The organism is Hyphomonas sp. CACIAM 19H1, assembly GCF_003325995.1.
Classification (GTDB): Bacteria; Pseudomonadota; Alphaproteobacteria; order Caulobacterales; family Hyphomonadaceae; genus Hyphomonas; species Hyphomonas polymorpha.
Map to the genome: position 1 here is coordinate 427943 of NZ_CP016437.1, position 22510 is coordinate 450452.

Below are 22510 nucleotides of genomic sequence, written 5' to 3' on the forward strand. Positions count from 1 at the left end.
AGCATTTCAGGACGCTTTCCATGCGCGTGAAGATAGACGCTTCGCTTGCCTATCACTTTGCCCAGCCTGCCGATGTGCTGCTCTCGCTCGAGGCCATCCGGGCCGGGGATCAGCAGATTGTATCTGACCGGTTGATCGTCACGCCGCCGTTCGCGCTGACGCGGGCGGAGGGACCGGAGGACCTTGGCCGCCGGCAATGGATGGCCGCGTCGGGGGATGTGACCATTGCCTATGAAGGGCTGGTGGAGGTGTCGCGCGGGCCGGTCAATCTCGCCGGGCTGCTGGTGCCACCCCGGCCGGAGTTGCCCTATGATGTGATCAGCTACCTGCTGCCGAGCCGGTATTGCGAATCCGACAAGCTGGCCCCGTTTGCCGAGACGACTTTCAGCGGCCTGGAGGGGGGTGACCTTGTGCTGGGCATGGCGGCCTGGATTTATGACAATTTCGAATATGCCCCCGGCGCCAGTAATGCGGCGACAACGGCGACTGATAGCTTTCTGATGCGGCGTGGGGTTTGCCGGGATTTTGCGCATACTCTCATCAGCCTTTGCAGGGCGATGGGCGTGCCCGCGCGGATGGTGTCGGCCTACGCGCCCGCAATCAAGCCGCCTGATTTTCATGCGGTGGTGGAGGTGTGGCTAGGTCATGGCTGGCACCTGATCGACCCGACGCGGCTCTCACGCGAGGAGGTACTGGTGCGCATTGCCATCGGCCGGGACGCGACCGATATCAGCTTCATGACAATCTTTGGCGCAGCTGAGCTGCGCGACCAGCGGGTGGCCGTCGAGCTAGTACCAGGCGAGGGCTGATGCGCCTTTGGCCGGACTGGCGGGTCCATCCGGGCTCGGAGCAGTTCTTGTGGCTCACGAATGGGCGTGGGAGGTGAGGGACTCAGCGCCCGGCGTTCAGGAAAGCGATGATTGCTTCGGAGAAAGCGGGGTCGGCGACGGCGGAGAGGTGAGTGCCGCTGAGTTGCACATAGTCTGCTCCCGGAATGATCTCTGCGAGCTTCGGGCCGGAGCCGTTGTCGAGGTCCTGGTCGCCGGTGAGGACGAGGGTGGGGAGGGCGAAGGTTTCGAGCAGGTCGCGGCCGGTATAGAGGCGGGCGGCAAGGGCGGCGCGGAAGCCTTCGAGGGTACCGCCGGTGGCCTTGGCGCGGGCCTTCATCGCTTTGGCGGCGGGCGTGTCCTCGCCGGCGATGGCCGCATCGAGCGCGGCGCGGAAGGCGGTGTTGCGATCGGTGTTGGCCTCATCGGCCGCCGCGTCTCCGATGCCGCCGAGGATGAGGCGTTCCCCATCACGCGAGAGGAGATGATAGCGCAGGGCGCTGAGCGCGCCCATCGAATAGCCCACCACGCCATAGGGCTTTTGCCCCAGGTGTTTCGCCAGTGCGATCTGGTCGCGGGCGATGGCATCGCGCGGCCAGGGGGCGTCTGGATCTGCCACCGGCGAGGCGCCATGGCCGCGCAGGTCCGGCGCAATCACCATGTATCCTGCGGCGGCGATCTTCTGGGCGATGCCGGGGCCGAACCAGTTCACCTCGGCATTGCCGCTGAAGCCGTGGAGGAGGAGAACGGGCGGGCCTTCGCCGAGCGTCTGGTAGCTGATGACCGTGCCGTCGAACGAGGTGAAAGTGTGGACGGCGGGTTGGGGCATGGACATTTCGGCCTCTGTTTGTGGCGACGCATACGCTGGCGCAATCAGCGTGGCCGTCAATGCCAGACTGAGCGCTGCGGCCTTGAGCATGCCGGGCATGTCAACGTTCTTTCGGGTCGAGCGCGTCGCGCAGGCCGTCGCCGATGAAGTTGAGGCAGAGGAGGGCAACCGACATGACGCCCGCCGGGATGAGCAACATCCAGGGCTTGTCTTCCATCATCCGCGCGCCGTCGGAAATCAGCACGCCAAGGGAGGTCAGCGGCTCGTTCACGCCGAGGCCGAGGAAGGAGAGGAAGCTCTCTGCCAGGATGACCACGGGGATGGTGAGCGTGACATAGACAGCCACCGGGCCGATGACGTTGGGCAGGATGTGGCGGAAGATGATGCCGCGCCGGGAAACGCCGGCGGCGCGGGCCGCCTCGATGAACTCCTTGCCCTTGATGGCGAGCGTCTGCCCCCGGACGATGCGGCTCATCGTCAGCCATTCGATGGCGCCGATGGCGGCAAAGATCAGCACGATGTTGCGCTCGAACACGGTGAGCAGGAGGATGACAAAGAAGATGAAGGGCAGGGCGTAGAGCACATCGACGAAGCGCATCATCAGATTGTCGATGCGCCCGCCCAGATAGCCTGCCGTGGCACCCCAGGTGACGCCAATGACGAGGGAGACGGCGGTGGCGACGACACCGACGAGCAGCGAGATGCGCAGGCCGATCATGGTGCGCGCGAAGAGATCGCGGCCCTGAAGGTCTGTGCCGAAGATGTGCCAGTTCTCGAAGGTGGGGTTGATGGTGCGGAGGTCTGAAATCGTGCGGTAGTCGTGGATCCAGACCATCGGGCCGAAGATGGCGACGAGGACCAGGAAACCGAGAATCCACATCGAAACGACAGCGGCGCGGTTGCGCAGGAGGCGGGCGCGGGCGTCATCCCAGAGGGAGCGGCCCCCTGCGATGGCGGTCTTGACGGCCTCGACGCGGCCGGTCGGGTCAAGGATCGGATCGATATGCGCCATCAGTCGTATTTCACTTTCGGATCGAGCATCGCGTAGAGGATGTCTGCGACGAGGTTGAGCACGATGATCAGGGCGGCGTAGACGATGATCGCGCCCATCACGAGCGTATAGTCGCGATTGAGGGCGCCATCGACGAAATAGCTGCCGAGGCCGGGCAGGCTGAAGATCTTCTCGATCACCACCGAGCCGGTCATGACACCGGCCATCGCCGGGCCGGCATAGGAGACGAGCGGCAGCAGCGCGGAGGGCAGGGCATGGCGCACGATCACGTCGCGCTCGGCGAGACCCTTGGCGCGGGCGGTGCGGATATGGTTGGCGCGCATCGTCTCGATCATCGAGGCGCGCATCAGGCGCGAGATGATGGCGATCTGGGGGAGGGCGAGGGTCAGTACCGGCAGGGTCATGTTATGCCAGCTCATGCCGATGTTTGGCCAGGTGCCGAGGCCCCCGACGGCGAAGATGCCCGCGCCGAGGGAAAGAAGCAGGATCAGGATCGGGCCGGTGACGAAGGTGGGCACGGAAATGCCGAACATGGCAAAGCCCATGACGCCGTAATCGGCCGCCGTGTTCTGCCGGAGGCCCGCGAAGATGCCCAGCGTGGTGCCAACGATCAGGGCGAAGACCATGGTGAGGGCGCCGATGGTCATCGAGATGGGCAGGCCATCGGAGATGAGATCGTTCACGCTCTTGCCGAGGGTTTTGTAAGAGGGGCCGAAATCGCCCTGAAGCACGCCGCCGACATAGCTGAAATATTGCTCGTGAAGCGGCTTATCGAGGCCGAATTTTGCGGCGATGGCGGCCTCGGTGGCCGGGGGCAGCTTGCGCTCCCCGTCGAAGGGGCCGCCCGGTGCGGCCCGCATCATGAGGAAAGCCACCGTGATGATCGCAAGCATCGTAGGGATTGCGATCAGCAGGCGCCGGAGCGTATAGCCCCACGGGATACGTCCAAAGGCGCGCTGAAGCATCGTCACAAGTAAAAAAGCCTCTTGTCACAGTGGGTTGATAAGGCTCAGGCCATCAGCCAGCTTGGCAGGGCCCCCAACACTCCTTAGCTTGTCGGGCAGACCGATCAAGCGATGGCTGCAGGAGCAGGAGAATTTAGAGTATGGCTGACATCCGCCGGGTCACTCCCGACTTTGCCGTTGCGCCGCAGATTTCCGAGGCGGACGTGGAAGAAATTGCCGCTGCCGGCTTCAAGACGATCATCGCCAATCGCCCCGATGGGGAAGGCGGCGTAGACCAGCCGCGCATGGGCCCAATTCGCGTCAAAGCCGAATCTCTGGGGCTGACATTCGCCGCCCTGCCGTTTTCCGGTGCGCCGACGCCTGAAATCGTGGAGCGGATGGCGCAGATCCTCAACGAAGCGCCTCAGCCGGTGCTGGCCTATTGCCGGACGGGCACCCGCTGCGTCACGGCCTGGGCCCTAGTCCATTCCGGGCAGGGCGCGGGGGAGGATATCATTGAGGCCGCCGCCGGGGCGGGCTATGATCTCTCCAGCCTGCGGGAACTGCTGTAATTGCAGGCAGGATCACACTTGTGCCGCAAACCGGGTGTTGATGCCGGACGTGAGCCGTGCAAGGGCTCTCACCGTTGAGAATCCGCCTGAGAGGCGTGTCAGGAGTAGAGCGTATGTCAGGTCGCCTCTGGACCGATGATTTCAAGCTCGAAGAGGGCGCCATACTCGTCAAGAAGACGGGGCACCGCATTGTTCCTGACCTGGCGCTGGCGCACAGCATCTTTACCTGGTTCTGCTTCTATTTCTTCGTCCAGAACTGGCGCACCTGGCGCCTCCTTACCGGCCATAAACGCCCAACCATGGCGTTCTATCCCGACAAGCCGCGCCCCTGGTATTTCATCTGGTCGGTGATGCATGTGTCCGGCGCCAAGCTGGTGGACGACATCTCTACTGCCGACATTGTGATGCAGTTTGACGATTCCACCGAGACGGCCAATGACGTGCCCGCGGTGAAACCGGGCGCGCATGTGCTGAACTTCGGCTGCACCGACATTTCCAAGTCCCGCGTATCGGCCGCGTTCGAGAAGGCCAGCGGCGAGTCGCTGGCCGTGGACCCGACGACTTTTGCCGGGCGGATGGTCGAGAAGTCCGAGATGAACGCCGCCCATGATGGCCGCATTCTGGAAGGGCCGCTGGACGCGCCGGTGGACGGCAAGACGTATCAGCGTCTGATCGACAACGAGATTCCCGGCGGGCTGGTGGAAGACCTGCGCTGTTGCCTTGTGGGCGGCAGCCCGGTGATCGTGTTCCGCAAGCGCCGCCCGCTGGAGCGCCGCTTCCTCAACGAGAACGTGCAGGTGCTGCTGGATGAGCCGCGCAACTGCTACACGCAGGAAGAAATCAAGGTGATCGAGGCGTTTGCCGCCGAGATCGGTCTCGATTGGGGCGGGGTGGATGTTCTGCGCGACCGGGCGAGCGGCAAGATCTTCATCGTGGACGCGAACAAAACCGATATGGGCCCGCCCGTGGCGCTGAAGCTGGGCGCCAAGTTGCGCGCCACCCGCCGCATGGCCCGCGCCTTTGCCGAGAAGTTTGCCTCCAAGAAGCGCTGATCCGACCCCAGACCATTCTGCCGGAGGCCGACATGCCCATTCCTTTCGTCCGTGAAATCAAGTTCGAATACGGACGTGTGGATCAGGTGTCTCCGCTGGTGCGCCGCGTGATTGCGAACAATCCCGGCCCCTTCACCTATACCGGCACGGGCGTGTTCATCGTCGGTCAAGGCCAAGTGGCGGTGATTGATCCGGGGCCGGATCTTGCCGAGCATTTCGAAGCGCTGAAAGCCGCCCTTGAAGGCGAGACGGTTACACATGTGCTCGTCACACATGGCCATTCCGACCATGCCCCGCTTGCGCGCCCGCTGGCGCAATGGGCCAGCTGCAAGACCTACGCAAAACACCGCGGCATCGAAACTGCCGCCGATGAAGGCGGGGAGGGCGGGGCCGCCTTCGTGCCTGATGTGGAACTGGCGGATGGCGATGTGATTTCCGGTCCCGGCTGGACGCTGGAGACAATCGAGACACCCGGCCACACGGCCAACCATATCTGCTTTGCCCTGCGCGAAGAGAACGCCTGCTTCACCGGCGACCATATCATGGGCTGGTCGACCACGGTGGTCTCCCCGCCCGATGGGGATATGGGCGCCTATATGGAGAGCCTGGAAAAGATCCGCACACGGGGCTTTGAAACGCTATGGCCGACCCATGGCGAAGGCGTTCGCGGCAAGGCGTTCGTGGACACGTTCATCGGCGAATATGCCGCCCACCGCCGGGCGCGGGAAGCCGCGATCCTCGGCCAGATGAAGGCCGGGCAGACCAGCATTCCGGATATTGTCTCGGTGCTCTATGCCGAGGTGGACAAACGCCTGCATCCGGCCGCCGCGCTGAGCGTGCTGGGCCATATGATTGACCTGGTGCGCCGCGGCGCCGTTACCACGCCCGACAGCGCGCCGACCACGCGGTCCCGCTTCGAGCTTGTCTGAAAAGCAGTAATTTGCGCGCCTGCCCGTCCTGCAGGGCATGAATAGTGCTGATGCGGGAAAGCTGCGCAGCGCAAATCAAGGCTGCGTGTTCTCTGCCGGTAGGACTTTGCATTTTCGCCCGGGTCTGGCACCAAACCTGACAAGTTCGACAGATTGTCGATGATCAGGTGTTTGAGGAGGTGCCGATGAAAATGAAATCCCTGCTGGCTGGCGCGGCCAGTGCGATCATGGTGGCGGCGCTGGCCGCCTGTGGTGGTGGCGGATCGGGCAGCGATGTGCCGACGCTGCGCCGGGGCATTTCGGCCAAGGTCGACACGCTGGACCCGCACAAATCCTCCGCCGCCTGGGAGAACATCATCATCGGCGACATGATGATCGGCCTGACGACGGATGACGCTGACGGCAAGCCGGTTCCGGGTATGGCGGAGAGCTGGGAGGTCGATGACACGGGCACCGTCTGGACCTTCAAGCTCGGCGACTACACCTGGTCGGACGGCACGCCGGTGACGGCAGAGGACTTTGTGTTTGCCTTCCGCCGCATCCAGGACCCGACGGTTGCTTCCCAATATGCCTCGATGCTGTGGCTGGTGAAGAATGCCGAGAAGGTGAACAATGGCGACCTGCCGCCCGAGGAAATGGGCGTGCGGGCGATCGACGAGAAGACCTTCGAGATCACCCTCGAATATCCCGCGCCCTATCTGCCGGGCCTGCTCTCTCATTACACGACCTTCCCGGTGCCGCGTCAGGCGGTGGAGACCTATGGCGATGCCTGGATCCAGCCGCAGAACATCGTGGTGAACGGCCCCTACAAGCTGGTTTACTGGCGTACGGGCGACCAGCTGGTGGCAGAGAAGAACCCCACCGGCTTTGGCGCGGCTGAGGCCTGCTTTGACCGCGTGGTGTATTTCGAGATCGAGAATGAGGCGGCCTATGAGAACAAGATCTCGGCCGGTGAACTCGACATCAACAATGCCTTCTCCGGCCCGCGCCAGAGCGAGATCGAGGCGAAGTTTCCAGGCTGGGTGCGCACCGGGCCGGGCCTGCTGACCACCTATTGGAGCTATAACCAGCAGCGCGCCCCCTTCAACGATGTGCGCGTGCGCAAGGCGCTCTCCATGGCGCTCGACCGTGAGTTCATGGTGCGCAATGTGATGACGCCCGGCTTCCAGGCGGCCTATTCCTTCGTGCCGCCAGAAATGAGCAATTATGATGTGCCGCGTCCGCATGTTTCCTGGGAGAGCATGCCGCGCGCCGAGCGTCTGGAAGAAGCGCGCCGCCTGCTGCAGGAAGCTGGTTTCGGCCCGTCCAACCCGCTGCGCTTTGAATTCACTCACCGCTCGACCGGTGACAATCCGAAAGTCGCCCCGGTAGCCCAGCAGAACTGGGCGGAGATTGGCGACTGGGTACAGCCCACCATCGTGCGCCAGGATACCAAGGTGCTCTATGCCCGCCTGCGCCAGAACGACTTCCAGGTGTCGGATGGTGCCTGGCTGGCGGACTTCGATGATCCGATCAACTTCCTCTACCTGCTGCAATCGACCACCGGCCAGCAGAACTATGGCCGCTATGCCAATGCTGAGTATGACGCGCTGCTGAACCAGTCGAACATGGAGCTGGACCTGCAGAAGCGCGCCGAAATCTTCGCCAAGGCCGAGGCACTGATGCTGGAGGAGTATCCGATCACGCCGATGTGGGTGCAGGTGACGCAAAACCTGGTCGACCCCGCCCTGACCGGCTGGGAAGACAACGCCAAAGACATCCACCGCTCGCGCTTCCTCTGCCGCGACGGACTGAAAGCTGACTGATGCCGGGGAGGGGGCCTTGCGGCCCCCTCGCTCTTCCGCTTCAAGCCGGGCCTTTCCGGTGAGTGACGTGACCGTCCATGCAACCAACTCTTGCGAACCTGACCCAGGAAGCCCAGCGCCTGAAAGCGGCGGGGCGGATAGATGAGGCGATCAACGCCTATCGCCGCGCCGTTTCGCTCTATCCGGGCAACGGGGTGGCGCTGCACAATCTGGCCGGCGCGCTCGGTGATGTGGCCGCCCATGCCGAGGCGGAGACGATAGCCGCTTCCGCCCTGAAGACGGGGCTCGACGCGCCGGAGACCTGGTTGGTGCTGGCACGGGCGCAGCTTGGACAGGGAAAGCTGGAGCCTTCCCGTAAAAGCTATGCCGAGGTAATCCGGCGGCGGCCGGACATACTGCCGGCGCAATTCGAGATGGCGCAGCTGGTGTGGATGTCGACCGGTGACCGGGAGGCGGCCCTGGCGGATATCCGCGCGGCTGCGGCCCGGCCTGGCGCGCCGGTGATGCTGCGGTTTCTCGAGGCGCAGGCTCTGGAGTTCATGGAAGAACCCGCCGGCGCCCGCGCAGCGCTGGAGCCGGCGCTTCAGCACGCAGACTGCCCTTCCGAGATATTGGCGCTTGCAGCGGACATCGAGGCACGTCTCGGGCGCCCGGACTTGGCGGTCGGGCTGGCGGAGCGCGCTTTTGCCAAGGCGGCGGGCCACCCTGGCGCTCTGGAAGCCTTGATCCGGGCGCGGCTTGCGGCGGGAGATGGGGCGGGCGCCTCAGCGGCGGCGGCGGACCTGATCCGCCGGCAGCCCGGCAATCAGCACGCGCTTGCCTTGCAGGCGACTGCCTGGCGGATGCTGGGCGATAGCCGCTACCGCGACCTCTACGATTATGGACGATTCGTATCTGTCGACCGTCTTGATGTGCCCAAAGGTTGGGCAGACCTGGACGCGTATGTCCTGGACCTCGCCGCGGAGCTGAAACAGGCTCACCCCTTCCGGACCCACCCGTTCGGGCATTCTGTGAGGTATGGCAGCCAGCGCCCGCATGTCCTGATGTTGCAGACCCCGGCGATTGCCGCCTTTCTTGAGGCGCTGCAGGGGCCGCTGAGCCGGCATCTGCAGCGGATAGGGCAGGGGAGCGATGTTCTGACCCGCCGGAATACCGGCCGCGTGGGGATGATTGGCAATTGGTCGGTCTGGCTGCGGCCGGGCGGATATCATGTCGACCATGTGCATCAGGAAGGGTGGCTGTCTTCGGCCTGCTATATAGAGTTACCCCCGTCGGTGAGTGCGGGCGGTAAGGAAGGCTGGCTGCGGTTTGGCCGGCCCGGCATTCCCGTTGCCGGCGGGCCGGAAGCTGAACATTGGGTGCGGCCGGAGCCGGGCGTGGTGGCGCTTTTCCCATCCTACATGTGGCATGGCACCGAGGCTTTTACAGGCACGCAGCCGCGCCTGACGATCGCGTTTGATCTGGCGCCAATCTGAACGCTGCCTGAACAGGAATTTTGGTGGCATGCCCGCGACTATTTGCGAATTATTGCGCTGAAATGGCGAAAACGCCGTAAATCTTGCGCCAAACCGTGGTGCCCAAAAAGCACACAGGGGGAAGATGATGCCCCCACAGCATAAATTTCCGGATTGATTGTTTTGTAACAGAACTGCAATGTTGCCGTTCAGGGCGTTACCGTGAGCGCGTTTTACGCGTCAGCGGATCATTTTTGGTTTTAACGGGGAGTTATGGCGGACATGGCCAGAACCAATTACAATAGTTTTCTCTACCGCACGGCCGCCATCACGGCGCTGTGCTCCAGCCTCGTCTTCACGGCGGCGGCCCAAACGGCCGAAGAGGCTGAAGATGCACCGGTAACGACCACCCAGGCGCCGGCTGTTGAAGACGAAGCGCGTCAGGATGTTGTCCGGGTTACCGGTTCGCGCCTGAACAATCCCTATACGAGCATCGCCCCGCTCGACATCATCACGGCCGACTCGGCCAGCCTCAAAGGCATCTCTGACGTAGGTAAGCTGCTCCAGACGGCAACTGTTGCCGCCGGCGCGCCGCAGGTGACCGCAGCAACCTCTGCTGCATTCGTCCAGAACGGCGGTATCGGTACGGAAACCGTGTCGCTGCGCGGCCTGGGCGCCAACCGCACGCTGACCCTGATCAACGGCCGCCGGGCCGGCCCCGCCGGTACGCGCGGCGGCGTTTCGGCATTCGACCTTAACGCCATTCCGCTCTCGGCTGTTCAGAACGTCGAGATCCTGAAAGACGGCGCCTCTTCGATCTACGGTTCTGACGCCGTTGCCGGTGTTGTGAACATCATCACGAAGAAAGACGCTGGCTCGGAAGTGAACTTCTTCTACAGCGGCCCGGAAGAGGGCGGCGGTGAAGAACTGCGTGCCAGCGGCACCTGGAGCGGCAAGGTGACCGATCGCGGCAACCTGCTGGTCTCGCTCGACTACTTCAAGCGTGAAGAGCTTGCACAAGGCGATCGCAGCTATTTCAGCTGTGGCCAGCCTTACATCTACAATCAGGACGGCTCGCGCGCCGATCTGATCGATCCCACCACCGGCACCTACAAGTGTCAGGACCTGCTCTGGGGCCATATCTGGATGTATGACTATCTCAGCCCCGGCGCCATTGGCCGTCCGTGGCAGGGCCGTCCGCAGCTTCTGCAGTATGACTATGATGGCACGCTGGCTGCCAACGGAGTTGCTCCCTGGGGGCCGAACTCCTTCGGTCTCGGCATGAATGCTCCCTGGTATCCGATGGGTCTTGGCGAACTGACCCTGCCGGGCGCCACGCCGGACCCCTTCTACGCCCCGACGGCACTGCTGTCCGAAGCTCTGCTGAACTATGACCATCCGTTCCAGGATCGGCAGACGATGGTTCCGGAAGTCGAGCGGATGACGTTCTATGCCAACGGCGATTATGAACTGACCGACTCGATGACGCTGTATGGCGAAGTGCTGGTCAACCGCCGGGAAACCAAAGTGAACGGCTACCGCCAGTTCTGGCAGTATGACTACGTCTACAACTATTTCGGTTATCTCTATAATTACAGCTTCGATGAGTATGCTCCGGGTACGGCACCTGGCGAAGCGCACGGCTTCCAGTATGCGACGGACGATGTGTACGTGGTCGGGTTCAGCCCCACGGCAATTACCGACCACAACAGAGACAAGATCACCGTCGATTACATCAACGCCGTTGTCGGGGCTAAAGGTGATTTCGCGGTTCCGGGCTGGAACTGGGATGCCTTCTTCCAGTTCTCGCGTTCGGATGGTGAATATCAGAATGACATCATCTTCAATGATGCCATTGCGCCGTATCGCTACTGGATCGGTACGCCTTGCGGACCGGGCGATGTGACCCCTGTGCGCGGCGTTGCCTGCCGCACGCCGGATTGGTACAGCCCTGAATTCCTGGCGGGCAATATCTCCCAGGCCGACCGGGACTTCCTCTTCGGGGTCGATACCGGCACGACGATCTACGAACAGTCGCAGCTCGAACTCTTCCTCGACGGTCCGCTGTTCACGCTGCCGGCTGGCGAAGTGCGCGGTGGTATCGGCTTCAGCCGTATCCATGAGCGTATCAACGATATTCCGGGCGAAAACACCCGGATTGGCAACGCCTGGGGCACGTCGAGCGCCGGCATCACCCGTGGCCGCAAGATGACCCGCGCGGTCTTCGGTGAGGTTTCGATCCCGGTGGTGAAGGACCTTCCGCTTGCGGAAGCTGTTGACCTGTCGCTCTCGGCGCGTCTGACGGATGTGGACGTGTATGGTTCGGACACGACCTACAAGGCTGGCCTCGGCTGGCAGATCACGCCGACCGTACGGGCACGCACAAGCTATGGCACGTCGTTCCGCGCACCGGCCCTGTTCGAACTGTTCCTCGCTGGTCAGACGAGCTTCCTCCAGCAGCGTAACATCGACCCCTGTATCAACTGGGGTTCGGCTCTGGCTAACGGCGACATCTCCCAGCGCCTGGCAGACAACTGCGCCGCAGATGGTATTCTGCCGACGCACACGGGTTCGGGTTCTTCGGCCACGATCATTTCCTCGGGTAACGCCACCGGCAACCTGCAGGCCGAAACCTCGGACGCCTTCAACATCGGTCTCGTCTGGGCACCGAACTTCGCAGATCTGCGGATGTCGATCGACTATTACGAGATCAAGGTTGATGGTCAGATCGACCAGCTCGGGCCTGCGACCATTGTTGCCGGATGCTACAATTCTGACAATTTCGGAACGGACCCGCTCTGCCAGCTGTTCACCCGGAATACTCAGAATGACCTGATCGAGACGGTTACGGACAACTTCATCAACATCGCCAAGCAGTCGGTGAATGGTGTCGACGTTGCCGCAACCTACAGCCGTGACTTCAGCTTCGGTACGCTGACGATCGACACCTCGCACACCTTCACGCTCGAGAGCGAGTTCCAGCTGCTCCCGACCAGCGTTCCGCAGGACTACACCGGCGAAGCCGGCCGTCCGGAGTGGGTGGGTGAAGTTTCGTTCGCATTCGAACGCGGCCCGTGGTCGGCCTTCTATGGCCTGGACTTCATCGGCAAGACGTCGAACGTTGCCAGCTATGGCGGCAATACGGGCACCTATTTCGGTGTGCCGGTTGTCTTCAAACTGGAAACCGAGCAGACGACCTACCACAATGCATCTCTCGGCCGGGAACTGCCCTACGACATCAACGTGCGGGTGGGTGTGGCCAACATCTTCGACGAGCATCCCCCGGCAGTCACCACGCTGGGTCTGGGCGAATACAACACCGTGGGTACCTCGGCGTTCTACTCGCAGTATGACTGGATGGGTCGCCGCTTCTTCGTGAACATGAGCAAAAAGTTCTAGACTTCACGCGGGAAAGAACCGAAAGCGGCGGGTGCCTCACCCGCCGCTTTCTTTTATGTGGCCCTGTGAATGGAAGGTTTTATCCATGCCGCGCATCACCATGAAGATGGACAATCTGAACGAACGGAATGCCGAGTTCACTCAGCAGCCCCTGCAGCATCCGGTTTTCCTCAACTCCGTTCCCAAATCCGGAACCCACCTCATCCGCAATATCATGCGCATGTTTGTGCCGGTGGAGCAGCAGTACCACGCAACCTTCCTTCAGATCCCCAATCTTCGGAACCATGCCGGGGCGGCGCTGAACCCGGCCAAGCCGATGCTGAGCTGGGGGCATCTTCTGTTTACGGATGATTCTGCCATCGCAACCCGCGCCGCGCGGCACATCCTGCTGGTGCGTGACCCGTATACCTGGGTTCTGGCGCGGGCGCGCTTCTTCGTGTCGGAGAACTTCGAGGCCAATCTCAGCCATCTGAAAGGGCCGGGGGTTTCAGCCGAAGCGCTGATGAACATGATGATCTTCGGCATCCACGGGAAAGCCCCGCCGATGGTGGACGTCTTCCAGTTCAACGCAGCGGCCTGGATGGGAACGGGCGCCAAGCTTTACCGGTATGAGGATATCGTCCGCGCTGTGAAGACGATCGACACACCGGAATCCGAAGTGTTTTTCCGCGCCTTGCTGGATGATTGCGGCATCGCCATGCCGGAGGACTGGCGGGCGCGTATCCGCATCGGCAGCGACCGGGAGCAGAGTGCAACGGCGCGTGAGAATTTGCGCGTCGACAATAGCACCATTCCGGAAGAGTTGCCGGATATCCAGAAGCGCCTCGTGGATGTGGCCATGCCGGGCATGCGCGCGCTGCTGGGCTACGCCTGACCGCGCGGGGAAGGGGGGCTGTCACCAGCCCCACAGGCTTAAACGAACTAAAAAAGGCGCGCCGGCCGGCGCGCCTTTTCCGTTTGTCTCTGGGGTCGCGAGGGGGCTAGAGCCCGCAATCGTTGGTCAGGAACTTCTCGATTTCTGTCAGCGTCAGGCGTTGCTGATCTGGCGTCCAGGGCAGGCTGTGGGGCATGTCCGGCACGTTCAGATACTTCGCTTTCGTATGCTTGCGGATGGCGTTGTAGAAGGCTTTGCCAAATGTATCCGGCACGCGCACGTCCCGGTCGCCATGATAGACCAGGATCGGGATTTCCGCCTGGGCGACGTCCTTGATGACATCCCGGCCAGAGAGGCCTTTCCCAAAGGCCAGGCGGCTGAAACGTCCCCGGTCGATGCCGACATTGATCTTGGCCGATTCGGCATAGCCAGCGCCTGCGATCGCGCACTGATAGGGGCTGTTCTTGCGTGTGGCGGCAGCCATGGCAGCGTAGCCGCCATAAGAATATCCGAACATCGCCATCTTGCCGGGCGCGGCATAGCCTTCGGAAACGAGCCATGCGGCGCCGTCATCCTTGTCGTCCTGCGCCTTGTAGCCGAACTCGCCATCGCCCGCGCGCCAGAGATCAAGCCCCCAGCCGACGCTGCCGCGATATTGAGGTTGCAGAACAGTGAACCCGCGTGAGGTCAGGAACGGCACCCAGCCGGACATGTCCCAGCCGCCGAAATCCCGTGCCCAGGGCCCGCCATGCGGCAGGATGATGGCCTTGCCGGGCGCATCGCCTTCCTTCCAGCCCTGGCGGGGCGTCAGCAGGGCTGGGAGTTTGCGCCCATCGCGCGCATTGTAATAGACGAGTTCGGTTCGGGAGAGATCTGCCGTGTCAATCCAGGGGCGTTCCCCGCCCAATGCTTCCAGCTGGCTGCGGTCGCGCAGCAGGAAATAGCGTTCCGGCATCTGTGAGCCAGACGCGCTGAAGATGATCAGGCTGAAATCGTCGTTGCGGTACAGGATGTTGACGCTTTCCACGCCAAGCTGCTGTTCGAGCCCGAGGACGATGCCGCCGAACTCCGGGTCAATCCACTCCGTGCGCTGAATGTCTGCAGCATAGCGATAGCCGAGTATCTTGCCGAAATCATGCGCGGCCGTGGACGTTACAACGCCGGTGGCGTCAAAATCCGTGGCGAGGAAGACCGGCTCATCGCTGAGTTTCCGGGTTACCGGATCATAGGTGTAGATGGCTGACTTGTCCGAGAATTTGTTCGTCAGGATATAGTAGATCCCGGTCGCTTCATCCCGGTGGATGACCGAGAGCACCTGGCGGTTTACCGCGTCCACCGTCAGCGCATCATGCTGTTCGAAGGCGCCGCCCTTGGTGGTTTTCAGCTGGGTATACTGTTCGAAGGTGTTGCGCTTCTCATCCGTGCCAGCCTGGCTCATCACTTCGCCATCGCGGGGATCAATATAGTCTGCGCCCGTATCGCCCGAGGCGCGATAGGTGCTGCGGAAGGCGCCGGTGTTGACGTTCAGCAGCCCTATCTCCCGGGCAAAGGAAGTGCCCGAAATCCGGTTGATCAGAACATTGTCCGGATCCAGCGGCAGGGTTGAAACAACGCTGCCGCGTGCGGTGATCCGCACGCAGTCCGCCGTCGACTTGCTGATGTTCCGGGTGCTGCCGAGATCGATGAAGGGCTCTTCGAAGCTCTTGAAACTCGTATCGGTGAGAAGAACCTTGACCGACCATGTGCGGGTCGACCCGATGGCCGATCCCTCGGCGCAGCCCTGAAGGCGTCCGGTGAAGGGCTGGCGCACAACCGTCTGGATTTTCCCGTTCTTAAGGGCGGCAACACTGATGAACTCTGAATCCCGCCCATCGGGGGCAACGGTCACCGGCGGCTTGGAGAGATCGGTCAGATCCCATGCGGCGACAACCGCGCGGTCCTGATCATTGCCGGTAGACGGACCGACCAGGGCCACCATGGTTTTGCCGTCCGAAGATACCGACACGGAAGACATTGCCGGCAGTCTGGCCAGATCCTCGATGGGGATCGGCTTGGCCAGCGCGGCCGGGGTGGCAAGACTGGCCGCAAGCGCCAGAACCAGCCCGCGCACGGGCAGGAAACCTTTCATGTGATCACACTCCTGTAATTCTTTAGCTATCACCGCCAGCGAGAAGCTTCCGCAGGAGCGATGTTGATTGTGACATTAACTCTGACTTCCCCAGGGAAGATATTGCTGATCCTTAAGGATCGCTCAAGCGCCATTCGCTTCAGGAGATACGTTTCGCGCGGAAGGATGCCGCCCCATCCAGGCTAAGCATGTAGCTGCCCATTGATGCCTTGCGGATCCTGGCTTCCTTGGCCTTCTTGATGGCAAAGGCGTTTGCCTTGACCGTATCGGTCTGCTCCCAGGTCTGACCATTTTCGAGCACGACAACAACTTTGCCGGTGACCCCCTGGATCCGCGCCGATTTCACCGGGACGGTGATTTCAGAGACCGATTCCCGGGGAGCGGTATCACCTGCCTGACTACGGAAGAGGGAAGGGAGGCTGGGCAGGGAAAAGCCGAAGGCTTCCTTCTCGATGGACTCGATGGCCGCTACATCCACAGTTTGGACTTCGCCGGCGGTCTCCCGTGCCTTGAGCGTTGCGACCGCCTGGTCGAAGCAGGCCAGCCGTTCGGCATCGGCCGGAATGGTCTGACAGGCATAGATGGGATCGATCGGGTTGGAGGGGGCCGTCTGTGCCGCCGCGACACACAAGAGCGTGGCGGACAGACAAGCGGCGGCGCTGAAGGCTGATTTAAGGACCACGATATTTCGCTCCATATCCAATAATTCTGGCACGATCATGCCCGCTAGCCGGGGCTGGTGCACCTATTGAGTTCGCGTTTCGCGTAATTCCGGGTGGAGATTCACATAAACCTGAAGCCAAATAGTCACACTCGGGGAATTTGTCGAAGGTTTTGCGACACTGTGGTTGACTGTCAAATTCTTGACTTCATTACTCACCGTTAAGGTCCGGGGAGTCGGACCCAACACTCAAACTCAAGCTGAGTGCCGCTATAGCGCGCATGCGCGCTACATTATTTTTGGAGGGTAAGTTGAACGAACCTACTTGGAAAAAGCGACTGTTCACCACATCGCTGTTTGCCGGTGCGCTGTTTGCTGCCACCAGCCCGTTTGTGGCTGTTGCGCAAGAAGCAGATGAACCTGTTGTTGAAACCACTGCTGCTCAGGGCGACGAAGCCGAAGCACGCCAGCAGCGCATCACCGTCACCGGCTCGCGCCTGGTGCGCCGTGACGAAGTTGCTGAAAGCCCGATCCTCACCGTTGGTCAGGACGCGCTGGTCACCTCGGGTCTCACCACGGTCGAGCAGTACCTGAACACGCTGCCGCAGATCACGCCGAACCTGTCGTCCCAGTCGAACAACCCGAGCTCCAACGGCCGCGCCGTTCTCGACCTTCGCGGTCTGGGTTCGGGCCGTAACCTCGTGCTCGTCAACGGCCGCCGTGGCATGCCGTCCTTCGCCGGTGGCGCAGTCGACATCAACACGATCCCTTCGGCACTCGTTGAGCGCGTTGAAATCATCACCGGTGGTGCAGCTTCGACCTACGGCGCCGACGCTGTGGCAGGTGTCGCCAACTTCATCATGCGCGACAACTTCGAAGGCGTTGAAGTCGACGGCCAGTACCGCGCTGCGATGGAAAACGGCGACGCTGTCGAGTGGGGCTCGGGCATCACCATGGGCAGCAACTTTGCTGACGGCCGTGGTAACGCTGTTCTCTCCATGAACTACTTCACCCGTGAAGTGCTCGGCAAAGGCGCTCGCGACTTCTCCGCTCAAGCGTCCAGCACCACCTCGATCTTCCCGGATGGCTCCTGGAACCCCGGAACCAACCAGCCGACGGCTGCTGCCGTTGCCAGCATTTTCGGACCCGGTGTCTGCGCCAACAATGGCGGTGACGCTGGCTTTGGTTTCAACCCCGATGGTTCGATTTTCTGTACCGGTGTTGCCGGTAACCCGAACCGCAATATCGTTGGCTACACCGGCCCGGAATCGGCCATCGCAACGGCGTTTGCTCCGGATGCTTTCTCCTACAACTTTGAGCCGGACAACAATCTGATCCTGCCGCTCAACCGCTGGAACATCTATTCCTCGGTGGACTACGACATTAACGAGTACGTTCGTGCTTACGGTAATTTCGTGTTCACGAACTACAATGCCGAGCAGGAGCTTGCGCCGACTCCAGCGGGTGGGACCACAGGTTTTTATATTCCCCTTACGAACCCCTTCGTTAGCCCAGAGCTTCGTACGCTCATGCAAACGCGCACTGGCAGCAACATTACCTGTGCGAACACTCCGGCAAATATTGCCGCCGGCGGTTGCTACCGCCTGCCGGGCAACCCTACCACGCCTGCAATGGCTCCTGGCGCTGCCGCAATCCCCGGCGCAGCGGTCGTAGAAAACATCCTTTACACCGATGCGGCCAATGCTCCCTTCCTTTTCTCCAAGCGCTTCAATTCGCTCGGCGGCCGGGTCGGCTCCACGACGCATGACGTCTGGCAGATGACTGTCGGGTTCGACGGCAAGCTGATGGGCACCGAGACCTGGACCTATGACGTGTATATGTCGCAGGGCCGCTCCACGCTGAATGAAATCCAGACGGGTAACGTTCGCCGTGACCGTGTCCAGACGCTGCTCAACGCAGCCGATGGCGGCGCTTCGCTTTGCGCCGGTGGCCTGAACCTGATCGGCAACGCTCCGATCAGCCAAGCGTGCATCGACTACATCTCGCTGACGGCGAAAAACCTCACCGAGATCGAACAGAAGATCATCGAAGGCTCGATCCAGGGCGAGATGTTCCAGCTTCCCGCTGGTCCGATCCAGACCGCTTTTGGTATCCAGTACCGCGAGCTGGACTATGACTTCCAGCCCGACTCCGGCCTTCAGCCGGGGATCGTTGCCGGCTTCAACCAGCAGCTCCCGACCTTTGGCTATCTTGACTGGTACGACCTCTACACCGAGGCTCTGATCCCGGTCGTGAAAGACATGCCCTTCGCTGAAGAAGTGACGCTGACCGCTGGTTACCGCGTAACCGACAACAGCCGCTCGGGCACTGCGGACTCCTGGAAAATCAACGGTGACTGGAAAGTCAATGATTACCTCCGCTTCCGCGGTGGTTATCAGAAGGCTATTCGTTCGCCGTCCATCACCGAGCTCTTCGCTCCGGTGCTCAACGGCTTCCCGACCTTCACTAACCAGGATCCTTGCAACACCACCTCCGGCTCGGTGACAAACCCCGAGTACGGCCGCAACGGTGCAAATGGTGCACAGGTCCAGGCCCTTTGCGCGATCCAGTCCGGCGTGGCTGGAGGCGCGACGTACAACCAACCCTCGGGCCAGGCAACAGGTCTTACCGGTGGTAACGTCAACCTGACGCCGGAAGAATCCGACTCCTATACCATCGGTTTCGTCCTCTCCTCGCCGTTCACGGGCAATTCCTTCGTGGAAAGCCTCGGTCTGACGGTCGATTACTGGTCCATCGAACTGGACAAGCAGATCGGGGCATTCGCCGCGAACACCATCGTTCAACGCTGCTTTAACCGGGACGGCTCCAACCCGACATACGATCCATCGAACGCCTACTGCCAGCTGTTCGAGCGGGATCCTGGCAACGGGGGTGTGATCAACCTTTCGCAGATCAACACCAATGACCTCGCTCTGGAAACCTCGGGCGTGGACATCACGGGCCGTTGGGGTGTTGATCTCGACACCTTTGGCGCTCTGAACTGGAACCTGGTTGCGACCTGGATCGAGTCCTACAAGTCGGGCACCACTGTGACCCCGAACGATCCGATGTACGAGTATGTGGGCACCATCGGTTCTCTGACGGGTTCGGCTGTTCCGGAATGGAAGTTCACCCTGAACTCCACCTACACCTACGACGATCTGCGTCTGACGCTCGCAACGCGTTACATTCAGAACATGTCGCACGCGAACCGCGTGACGGGTGGTAGCGTTCTGACGAACACGAACGTCCCGGAAACCTGGTACTTCGACCTCAACGGCTCGTACAATCTGACCGACTACGTCACGCTCCGCGCTGGTGTGAACAACCTGTTCGACCAAGAGCCGCGTCTGTACTCGCCGAACGTCCAGGCCAACACCGACCCGTCCCAGTATGACGTGGTTGGCCGCTCGGCCTTCGTGGGTGTCAACCTGCGCTTCTAATCGGGACTGGCCGGCGCAATCCGGCCATTCTTTCTCGACTACAGGAACGGCGGTCCTTCGGGGCCGCCGTTTTCTTTTTCTGCTGGTTTCCGTATCGGCCTCTTTGGGGGCTGACAGGAGCGGGGCTCAGGGCTGTGCCAGCCCCCCTGTTGAGGGGGATTACAGGGGGGCTTGGTCTGGCATTCTGGGATCATCCATCACATGGGAGATCAATATGACCCTCAACCGATCCCTGAAGATGCTGGCGGGGCTTGCCGTGGCGGGCCTCGTTGCGGCGTGTGCCAGTGCGCCGCCTCCGCCCGCGCCAGCGCCACTTGCAGCGGTTCCGGACCTGCCGGCGCCGGAATGGCGCAAGATCATTCAGCAGGACGAGCGCTTCGCCGTCTTTATCGGCCAGCCGGCCGTGCGCGAGGGAGACCTTGCCTTCTTCAGGATGGTCTACGTCTACAGGCCGGATGAGGTTTCCTTCGAAGGCCGGTATGTGGCCTGGCAGGAATATCCGTATGCGACGCTTAACTGCGCGCGGGATAGTGTGATGATGGGCCAGCGCACGCGCTATGATTTCGAAGGCAACGCCTTCGGGCAGGACGAAGACACAGCCTTCTACCCGATCATCGGGCATGCGGTGGCGCGCGCCCGTGATGTCATCTGCAAGAATGAGCCCTGGCAGGGGATGGAAGTCGTCCCCGGCGGAAAAGGCTGGGTCGAGCGTGAGCGGGCGAGAATCCCGGGCAGCAAGGCGCTCTAGCGCCCAGGGCGGGTCAGGGCGGCGTCAGGCCGCCCGCCACCGGGCATAGAGCGCGGTAGGCAGCAGGCGGTCAGACCCCTGCTGGGGCAGGGCCATTTCACCCATCTCCATCACGCCGCCATAGGGCTTCAGCCGGTCGCCGAGGGCCTGGGCCACGGCGAGATAGGAGAGGCGGACAGCATAGGCGGTCGCGATGACGAACTGCGGTTCCTCGCTCAGGAGGTCGCGCACGCCGTCGAGCAGTTCGGGCAGGCTCTCTTCGAAGCGCCAGGTTTCGTTCTTGGGGCCGCGGCCAAATTTCGGCGGGTCGAGCACGATGCCGTCATACTTGCTGCCGCGGCGGATTTCCCGGGCGACGAACTTCATCGCGTCATCGGCAATCCAGCGGATGGTGCGGTCATCAAGGCCGGAGAGGGCCTGGTTGTCCTTGCCATAGCCGTTGGATTTCGGGCTGGCATCGAGATGGACGACTTCGGCGCCGGCCGCCGCGCAGGCGAGCGACATCATGCCGGTATAACCAAAGAGGTTCAGCACTTTCAGTGGGCGTTTTACGGCGCGGATCTGGTCCTGCGCAAACCGCCAGTGGACGGAGTGTTCCTGGAACACGCCCATATGGCGGAAGGCGGTGCGGCGCGCGGTGAAGGTGAGGCCGTTCCAGCGCATCGGCCAGCTTTCGGCGGCGCGTGGGGAGAGCGCTTCCCATTGCCCCGCGCCGTCTTCATCCTGCGCCTTGGTGACGAACCGGGCGTCTGCCTTCCAGCTCTGCACCGGCCGGGCCGGTTCCCAGAAGGCCTGCGGATCGGGCCGGATTACGGTCTGGCTGCCGAAGCGTTCCAGCTTTTGCAGGTGACCTGAATCGAGCAGGGCATAGTCTTCCCAGTCATCGGCAATCAGCAGGCGGGTTTCGGTCTTCATGGTCATGCATAGCCCCGCTGGCGCCAGGCCTCATAGATCATGACGGCGCTGGCCTGGGCAAGGTTGAGGCTGTCGGCCCCGCCGCGCATGGGGATGAGGCAGAGCGTGTCGCAGGCTGCTTCCGCCCAGCCGGGCAGGCCGGCCTGTTCATTGCCCATCAGGATGATGGATCCGCCGGTGAAATCAGCCCCGTCATGACGCACGGTCCCGTTTACAGATGCAGCGCTGAGGCGCATTCCGGCGCCCTTGCGCCAGGTGTTGAAACTGTCGAAATCTGCATGGGCAAAGGGCACGTCAAACACCGATCCCATGGACGCCCGCACGGCCTCGAAACTGTAAGGATCACAGCAGGTGCCCACCAGGATGACGCCGCTCAATCCGGCGCAGTCTGCTGTGCGCAGGATGGTGCCGAGATTGCCGGGATCGCGCACTTCATAGAGGGCGATGTAGAGGGGGGCGGTCTTGGGCGCGGGCAGGTTCGCAAGGCTGAGATGGCGCTGGCGGAAGGCGGCGACCACGCTCTGGGCGTTGTCCTTCTGGGTGATCTTGCTCATCAGCCGCTCAGGCGCCATCACCACGCGGGCGCCGGCCTTTGCCGCGTCGCGCGCCAGGTCACGGATCTGTGGCCGTTCTGCCATATCGGCGGCAATAATCACGGTTTCCGGCTGCCAGCCGCGGGCCAGGCCCTCGCTGACAATCCGGGCACCTTCGGCCAGGAAGAGGCCGGTTTCGGCGCGCTCCTTCTTGCGTTCAAGGCCTTTCAAGGTCTTGATCAGCGGATTGGAGGGGCTGGTGATCAGTTCGAGGGGCTGTTTCATCGCCGGGTTGGGCCTGACTGGTTCATCTTGCGATCAGTTAAGGGTTAGGGCATGCCTCGCCCGAGAGAGTGCTGTGGGGGTACTGGTTTTGGGAGGTCAG

At 62.1% G+C, this 22510-nt stretch carries 17 protein-coding genes; 10 read left to right on the forward strand and 7 right to left on the reverse strand.

What is annotated here, in order from left to right; translation table 11 throughout:
* Window positions 1-20 precede the first annotated feature (20 nt).
* Window positions 21-809, forward strand: a complete 789-nt coding sequence (locus BBF93_RS02070) for a transglutaminase family protein (protein WP_035594133.1) — start codon at window positions 21-23, stop codon at window positions 807-809.
* Window positions 810-891: 82 nt separating this feature from the next.
* Here BBF93_RS02070 and BBF93_RS02075 read toward each other — a convergent pair whose 3' ends face one another.
* Genes BBF93_RS02075 through BBF93_RS02085 form a run of 3 tightly spaced genes read right to left on the reverse strand, consistent with a single transcriptional unit; the run spans window position 892 to window position 3633 of the window.
* The gene (locus BBF93_RS02075; protein ID WP_114104819.1) at window positions 892-1755 is read right to left on the reverse strand and encodes an alpha/beta fold hydrolase; all 864 of its coding nucleotides are present in this window, start codon (window positions 1753-1755) and stop codon (window positions 892-894) included.
* Between the two features lies 1 nt (window position 1756).
* Window positions 1757-2668, reverse strand: coding sequence for an ABC transporter permease (locus tag BBF93_RS02080; protein ID WP_114104820.1), 912 nt, complete (start codon window positions 2666-2668; stop codon window positions 1757-1759).
* The gene (locus BBF93_RS02085) at window positions 2668-3633 is read right to left on the reverse strand and encodes an ABC transporter permease (RefSeq protein ID WP_051612199.1); all 966 of its coding nucleotides are present in this window, start codon (window positions 3631-3633) and stop codon (window positions 2668-2670) included. Before BBF93_RS02085 ends, BBF93_RS02080 begins: the two co-directional genes overlap by 1 nt.
* A 140-nt stretch (window positions 3634-3773) precedes the next feature.
* Between BBF93_RS02085 and BBF93_RS02090 the strand changes: the two genes are divergently transcribed.
* The 7 genes from BBF93_RS02090 (at window position 3774) to BBF93_RS02120 (ending at window position 13697) form a co-directional block, all read left to right on the forward strand.
* Window positions 3774-4184, forward strand: coding sequence for a TIGR01244 family sulfur transferase (locus BBF93_RS02090; protein ID WP_035594137.1), 411 nt, complete (start codon window positions 3774-3776; stop codon window positions 4182-4184).
* 113 nt (window positions 4185-4297) lie between these two features.
* Window positions 4298-5236: a hypothetical protein gene (locus BBF93_RS02095; protein ID WP_114104821.1), complete on the forward strand. Its 939-nt coding sequence runs from the start codon at window positions 4298-4300 to the stop codon at window positions 5234-5236.
* Window positions 5237-5268: 32 nt separating this feature from the next.
* Entirely contained in the window at window positions 5269-6165 is an 897-nt protein-coding gene (locus BBF93_RS02100; protein WP_114104822.1) for an MBL fold metallo-hydrolase, read from the forward strand.
* Window positions 6166-6350: 185 nt separating this feature from the next.
* A complete protein-coding gene (locus BBF93_RS02105) occupies window positions 6351-7970 on the forward strand; it encodes a peptide ABC transporter substrate-binding protein (protein ID WP_114104823.1) in 1620 nt (539 codons plus the stop codon).
* Window positions 7971-8047: 77 nt separating this feature from the next.
* Window positions 8048-9445: a putative 2OG-Fe(II) oxygenase gene (locus BBF93_RS02110; protein WP_114104824.1), complete on the forward strand. Its 1398-nt coding sequence runs from the start codon at window positions 8048-8050 to the stop codon at window positions 9443-9445.
* Between the two features lie 261 nt (window positions 9446-9706).
* Window positions 9707-12823, forward strand: coding sequence for a TonB-dependent receptor domain-containing protein (locus BBF93_RS02115; protein ID WP_114106969.1), 3117 nt, complete (start codon window positions 9707-9709; stop codon window positions 12821-12823).
* Window positions 12824-12908: 85 nt separating this feature from the next.
* Entirely contained in the window at window positions 12909-13697 is a 789-nt protein-coding gene (locus BBF93_RS02120) for a hypothetical protein (RefSeq protein ID WP_035594147.1), read from the forward strand.
* A gap of 106 nt (window positions 13698-13803) precedes the next feature.
* On the opposite strand, the gene BBF93_RS02125 is transcribed toward BBF93_RS02120, so the two are convergent.
* Together BBF93_RS02125 and BBF93_RS02130 are read right to left on the reverse strand one after the other, a co-directional pair.
* Complete coding sequence (locus BBF93_RS02125) at window positions 13804-15825, reverse strand: S9 family peptidase (protein WP_114104825.1); 2022 nt, start codon at window positions 15823-15825, stop codon at window positions 13804-13806.
* Window positions 15826-15964: 139 nt separating this feature from the next.
* Complete coding sequence (locus BBF93_RS02130; protein ID WP_162786369.1) at window positions 15965-16546, reverse strand: hypothetical protein; 582 nt, start codon at window positions 16544-16546, stop codon at window positions 15965-15967.
* 251 nt (window positions 16547-16797) lie between these two features.
* Between BBF93_RS02130 and BBF93_RS02135 the strand changes: the two genes are divergently transcribed.
* The gene (locus BBF93_RS02135) at window positions 16798-19929 is read left to right on the forward strand and encodes a TonB-dependent receptor domain-containing protein (RefSeq protein WP_162786370.1); all 3132 of its coding nucleotides are present in this window, start codon (window positions 16798-16800) and stop codon (window positions 19927-19929) included.
* A 214-nt stretch (window positions 19930-20143) separates the two neighbouring features.
* Window positions 20144-20677 (forward strand): hypothetical protein, encoded by a 534-nt coding sequence (locus tag BBF93_RS02140; protein ID WP_114104828.1) that lies wholly within the window; start codon window positions 20144-20146, stop codon window positions 20675-20677.
* 24 nt (window positions 20678-20701) lie between these two features.
* Here BBF93_RS02140 and BBF93_RS02145 read toward each other — a convergent pair whose 3' ends face one another.
* Together BBF93_RS02145 and BBF93_RS02150 are read right to left on the reverse strand one after the other, a co-directional pair.
* A complete protein-coding gene (locus BBF93_RS02145; RefSeq protein WP_114104829.1) occupies window positions 20702-21598 on the reverse strand; it encodes a class I SAM-dependent methyltransferase in 897 nt (298 codons plus the stop codon).
* On the reverse strand, window positions 21595-22410 hold the full coding sequence (locus BBF93_RS02150) for an RNA methyltransferase (RefSeq protein WP_114104830.1): 816 nt from the start codon (window positions 22408-22410) through the stop codon (window positions 21595-21597). Before BBF93_RS02150 ends, BBF93_RS02145 begins: the two co-directional genes overlap by 4 nt.
* Between the last annotated feature and the right edge of the window lie 100 nt (window positions 22411-22510).

Bases quoted from the DNA above. Each gene is read 5' to 3' on its own strand.
- BBF93_RS02100 (WP_114104822.1), top strand. From the start codon at position 5,269: ATGCCCATTCCTTTCGTCCGTGAAATCAAGTTCGAATACGGACGTGTG.
- BBF93_RS02150 (WP_114104830.1), bottom strand. From the start codon at position 22,410: ATGAAACAGCCCCTCGAACTGATCACCAGCCCCTCCAATCCGCTGATC.
- BBF93_RS02115 (WP_114106969.1), top strand. From the start codon at position 9,707: ATGGCCAGAACCAATTACAATAGTTTTCTCTACCGCACGGCCGCCATC.
- BBF93_RS02075 (WP_114104819.1), bottom strand. From the start codon at position 1,755: ATGCCCGGCATGCTCAAGGCCGCAGCGCTCAGTCTGGCATTGACGGCC.
- BBF93_RS02105 (WP_114104823.1), top strand. From the start codon at position 6,351: ATGAAAATGAAATCCCTGCTGGCTGGCGCGGCCAGTGCGATCATGGTG.
- BBF93_RS02140 (WP_114104828.1), top strand. From the start codon at position 20,144: ATGACCCTCAACCGATCCCTGAAGATGCTGGCGGGGCTTGCCGTGGCG.
- BBF93_RS02070 (WP_035594133.1), top strand. From the start codon at position 21: ATGCGCGTGAAGATAGACGCTTCGCTTGCCTATCACTTTGCCCAGCCT.
- BBF93_RS02095 (WP_114104821.1), top strand. From the start codon at position 4,298: ATGTCAGGTCGCCTCTGGACCGATGATTTCAAGCTCGAAGAGGGCGCC.
- BBF93_RS02090 (WP_035594137.1), top strand. From the start codon at position 3,774: ATGGCTGACATCCGCCGGGTCACTCCCGACTTTGCCGTTGCGCCGCAG.
- BBF93_RS02145 (WP_114104829.1), bottom strand. From the start codon at position 21,598: ATGACCATGAAGACCGAAACCCGCCTGCTGATTGCCGATGACTGGGAA.
- BBF93_RS02130 (WP_162786369.1), bottom strand. From the start codon at position 16,546: ATGATCGTGCCAGAATTATTGGATATGGAGCGAAATATCGTGGTCCTT.
- BBF93_RS02085 (WP_051612199.1), bottom strand. From the start codon at position 3,633: ATGCTTCAGCGCGCCTTTGGACGTATCCCGTGGGGCTATACGCTCCGG.
- BBF93_RS02125 (WP_114104825.1), bottom strand. From the start codon at position 15,825: ATGAAAGGTTTCCTGCCCGTGCGCGGGCTGGTTCTGGCGCTTGCGGCC.
- BBF93_RS02120 (WP_035594147.1), top strand. From the start codon at position 12,909: ATGCCGCGCATCACCATGAAGATGGACAATCTGAACGAACGGAATGCC.
- BBF93_RS02080 (WP_114104820.1), bottom strand. From the start codon at position 2,668: ATGGCGCATATCGATCCGATCCTTGACCCGACCGGCCGCGTCGAGGCC.
- BBF93_RS02110 (WP_114104824.1), top strand. From the start codon at position 8,048: ATGCAACCAACTCTTGCGAACCTGACCCAGGAAGCCCAGCGCCTGAAA.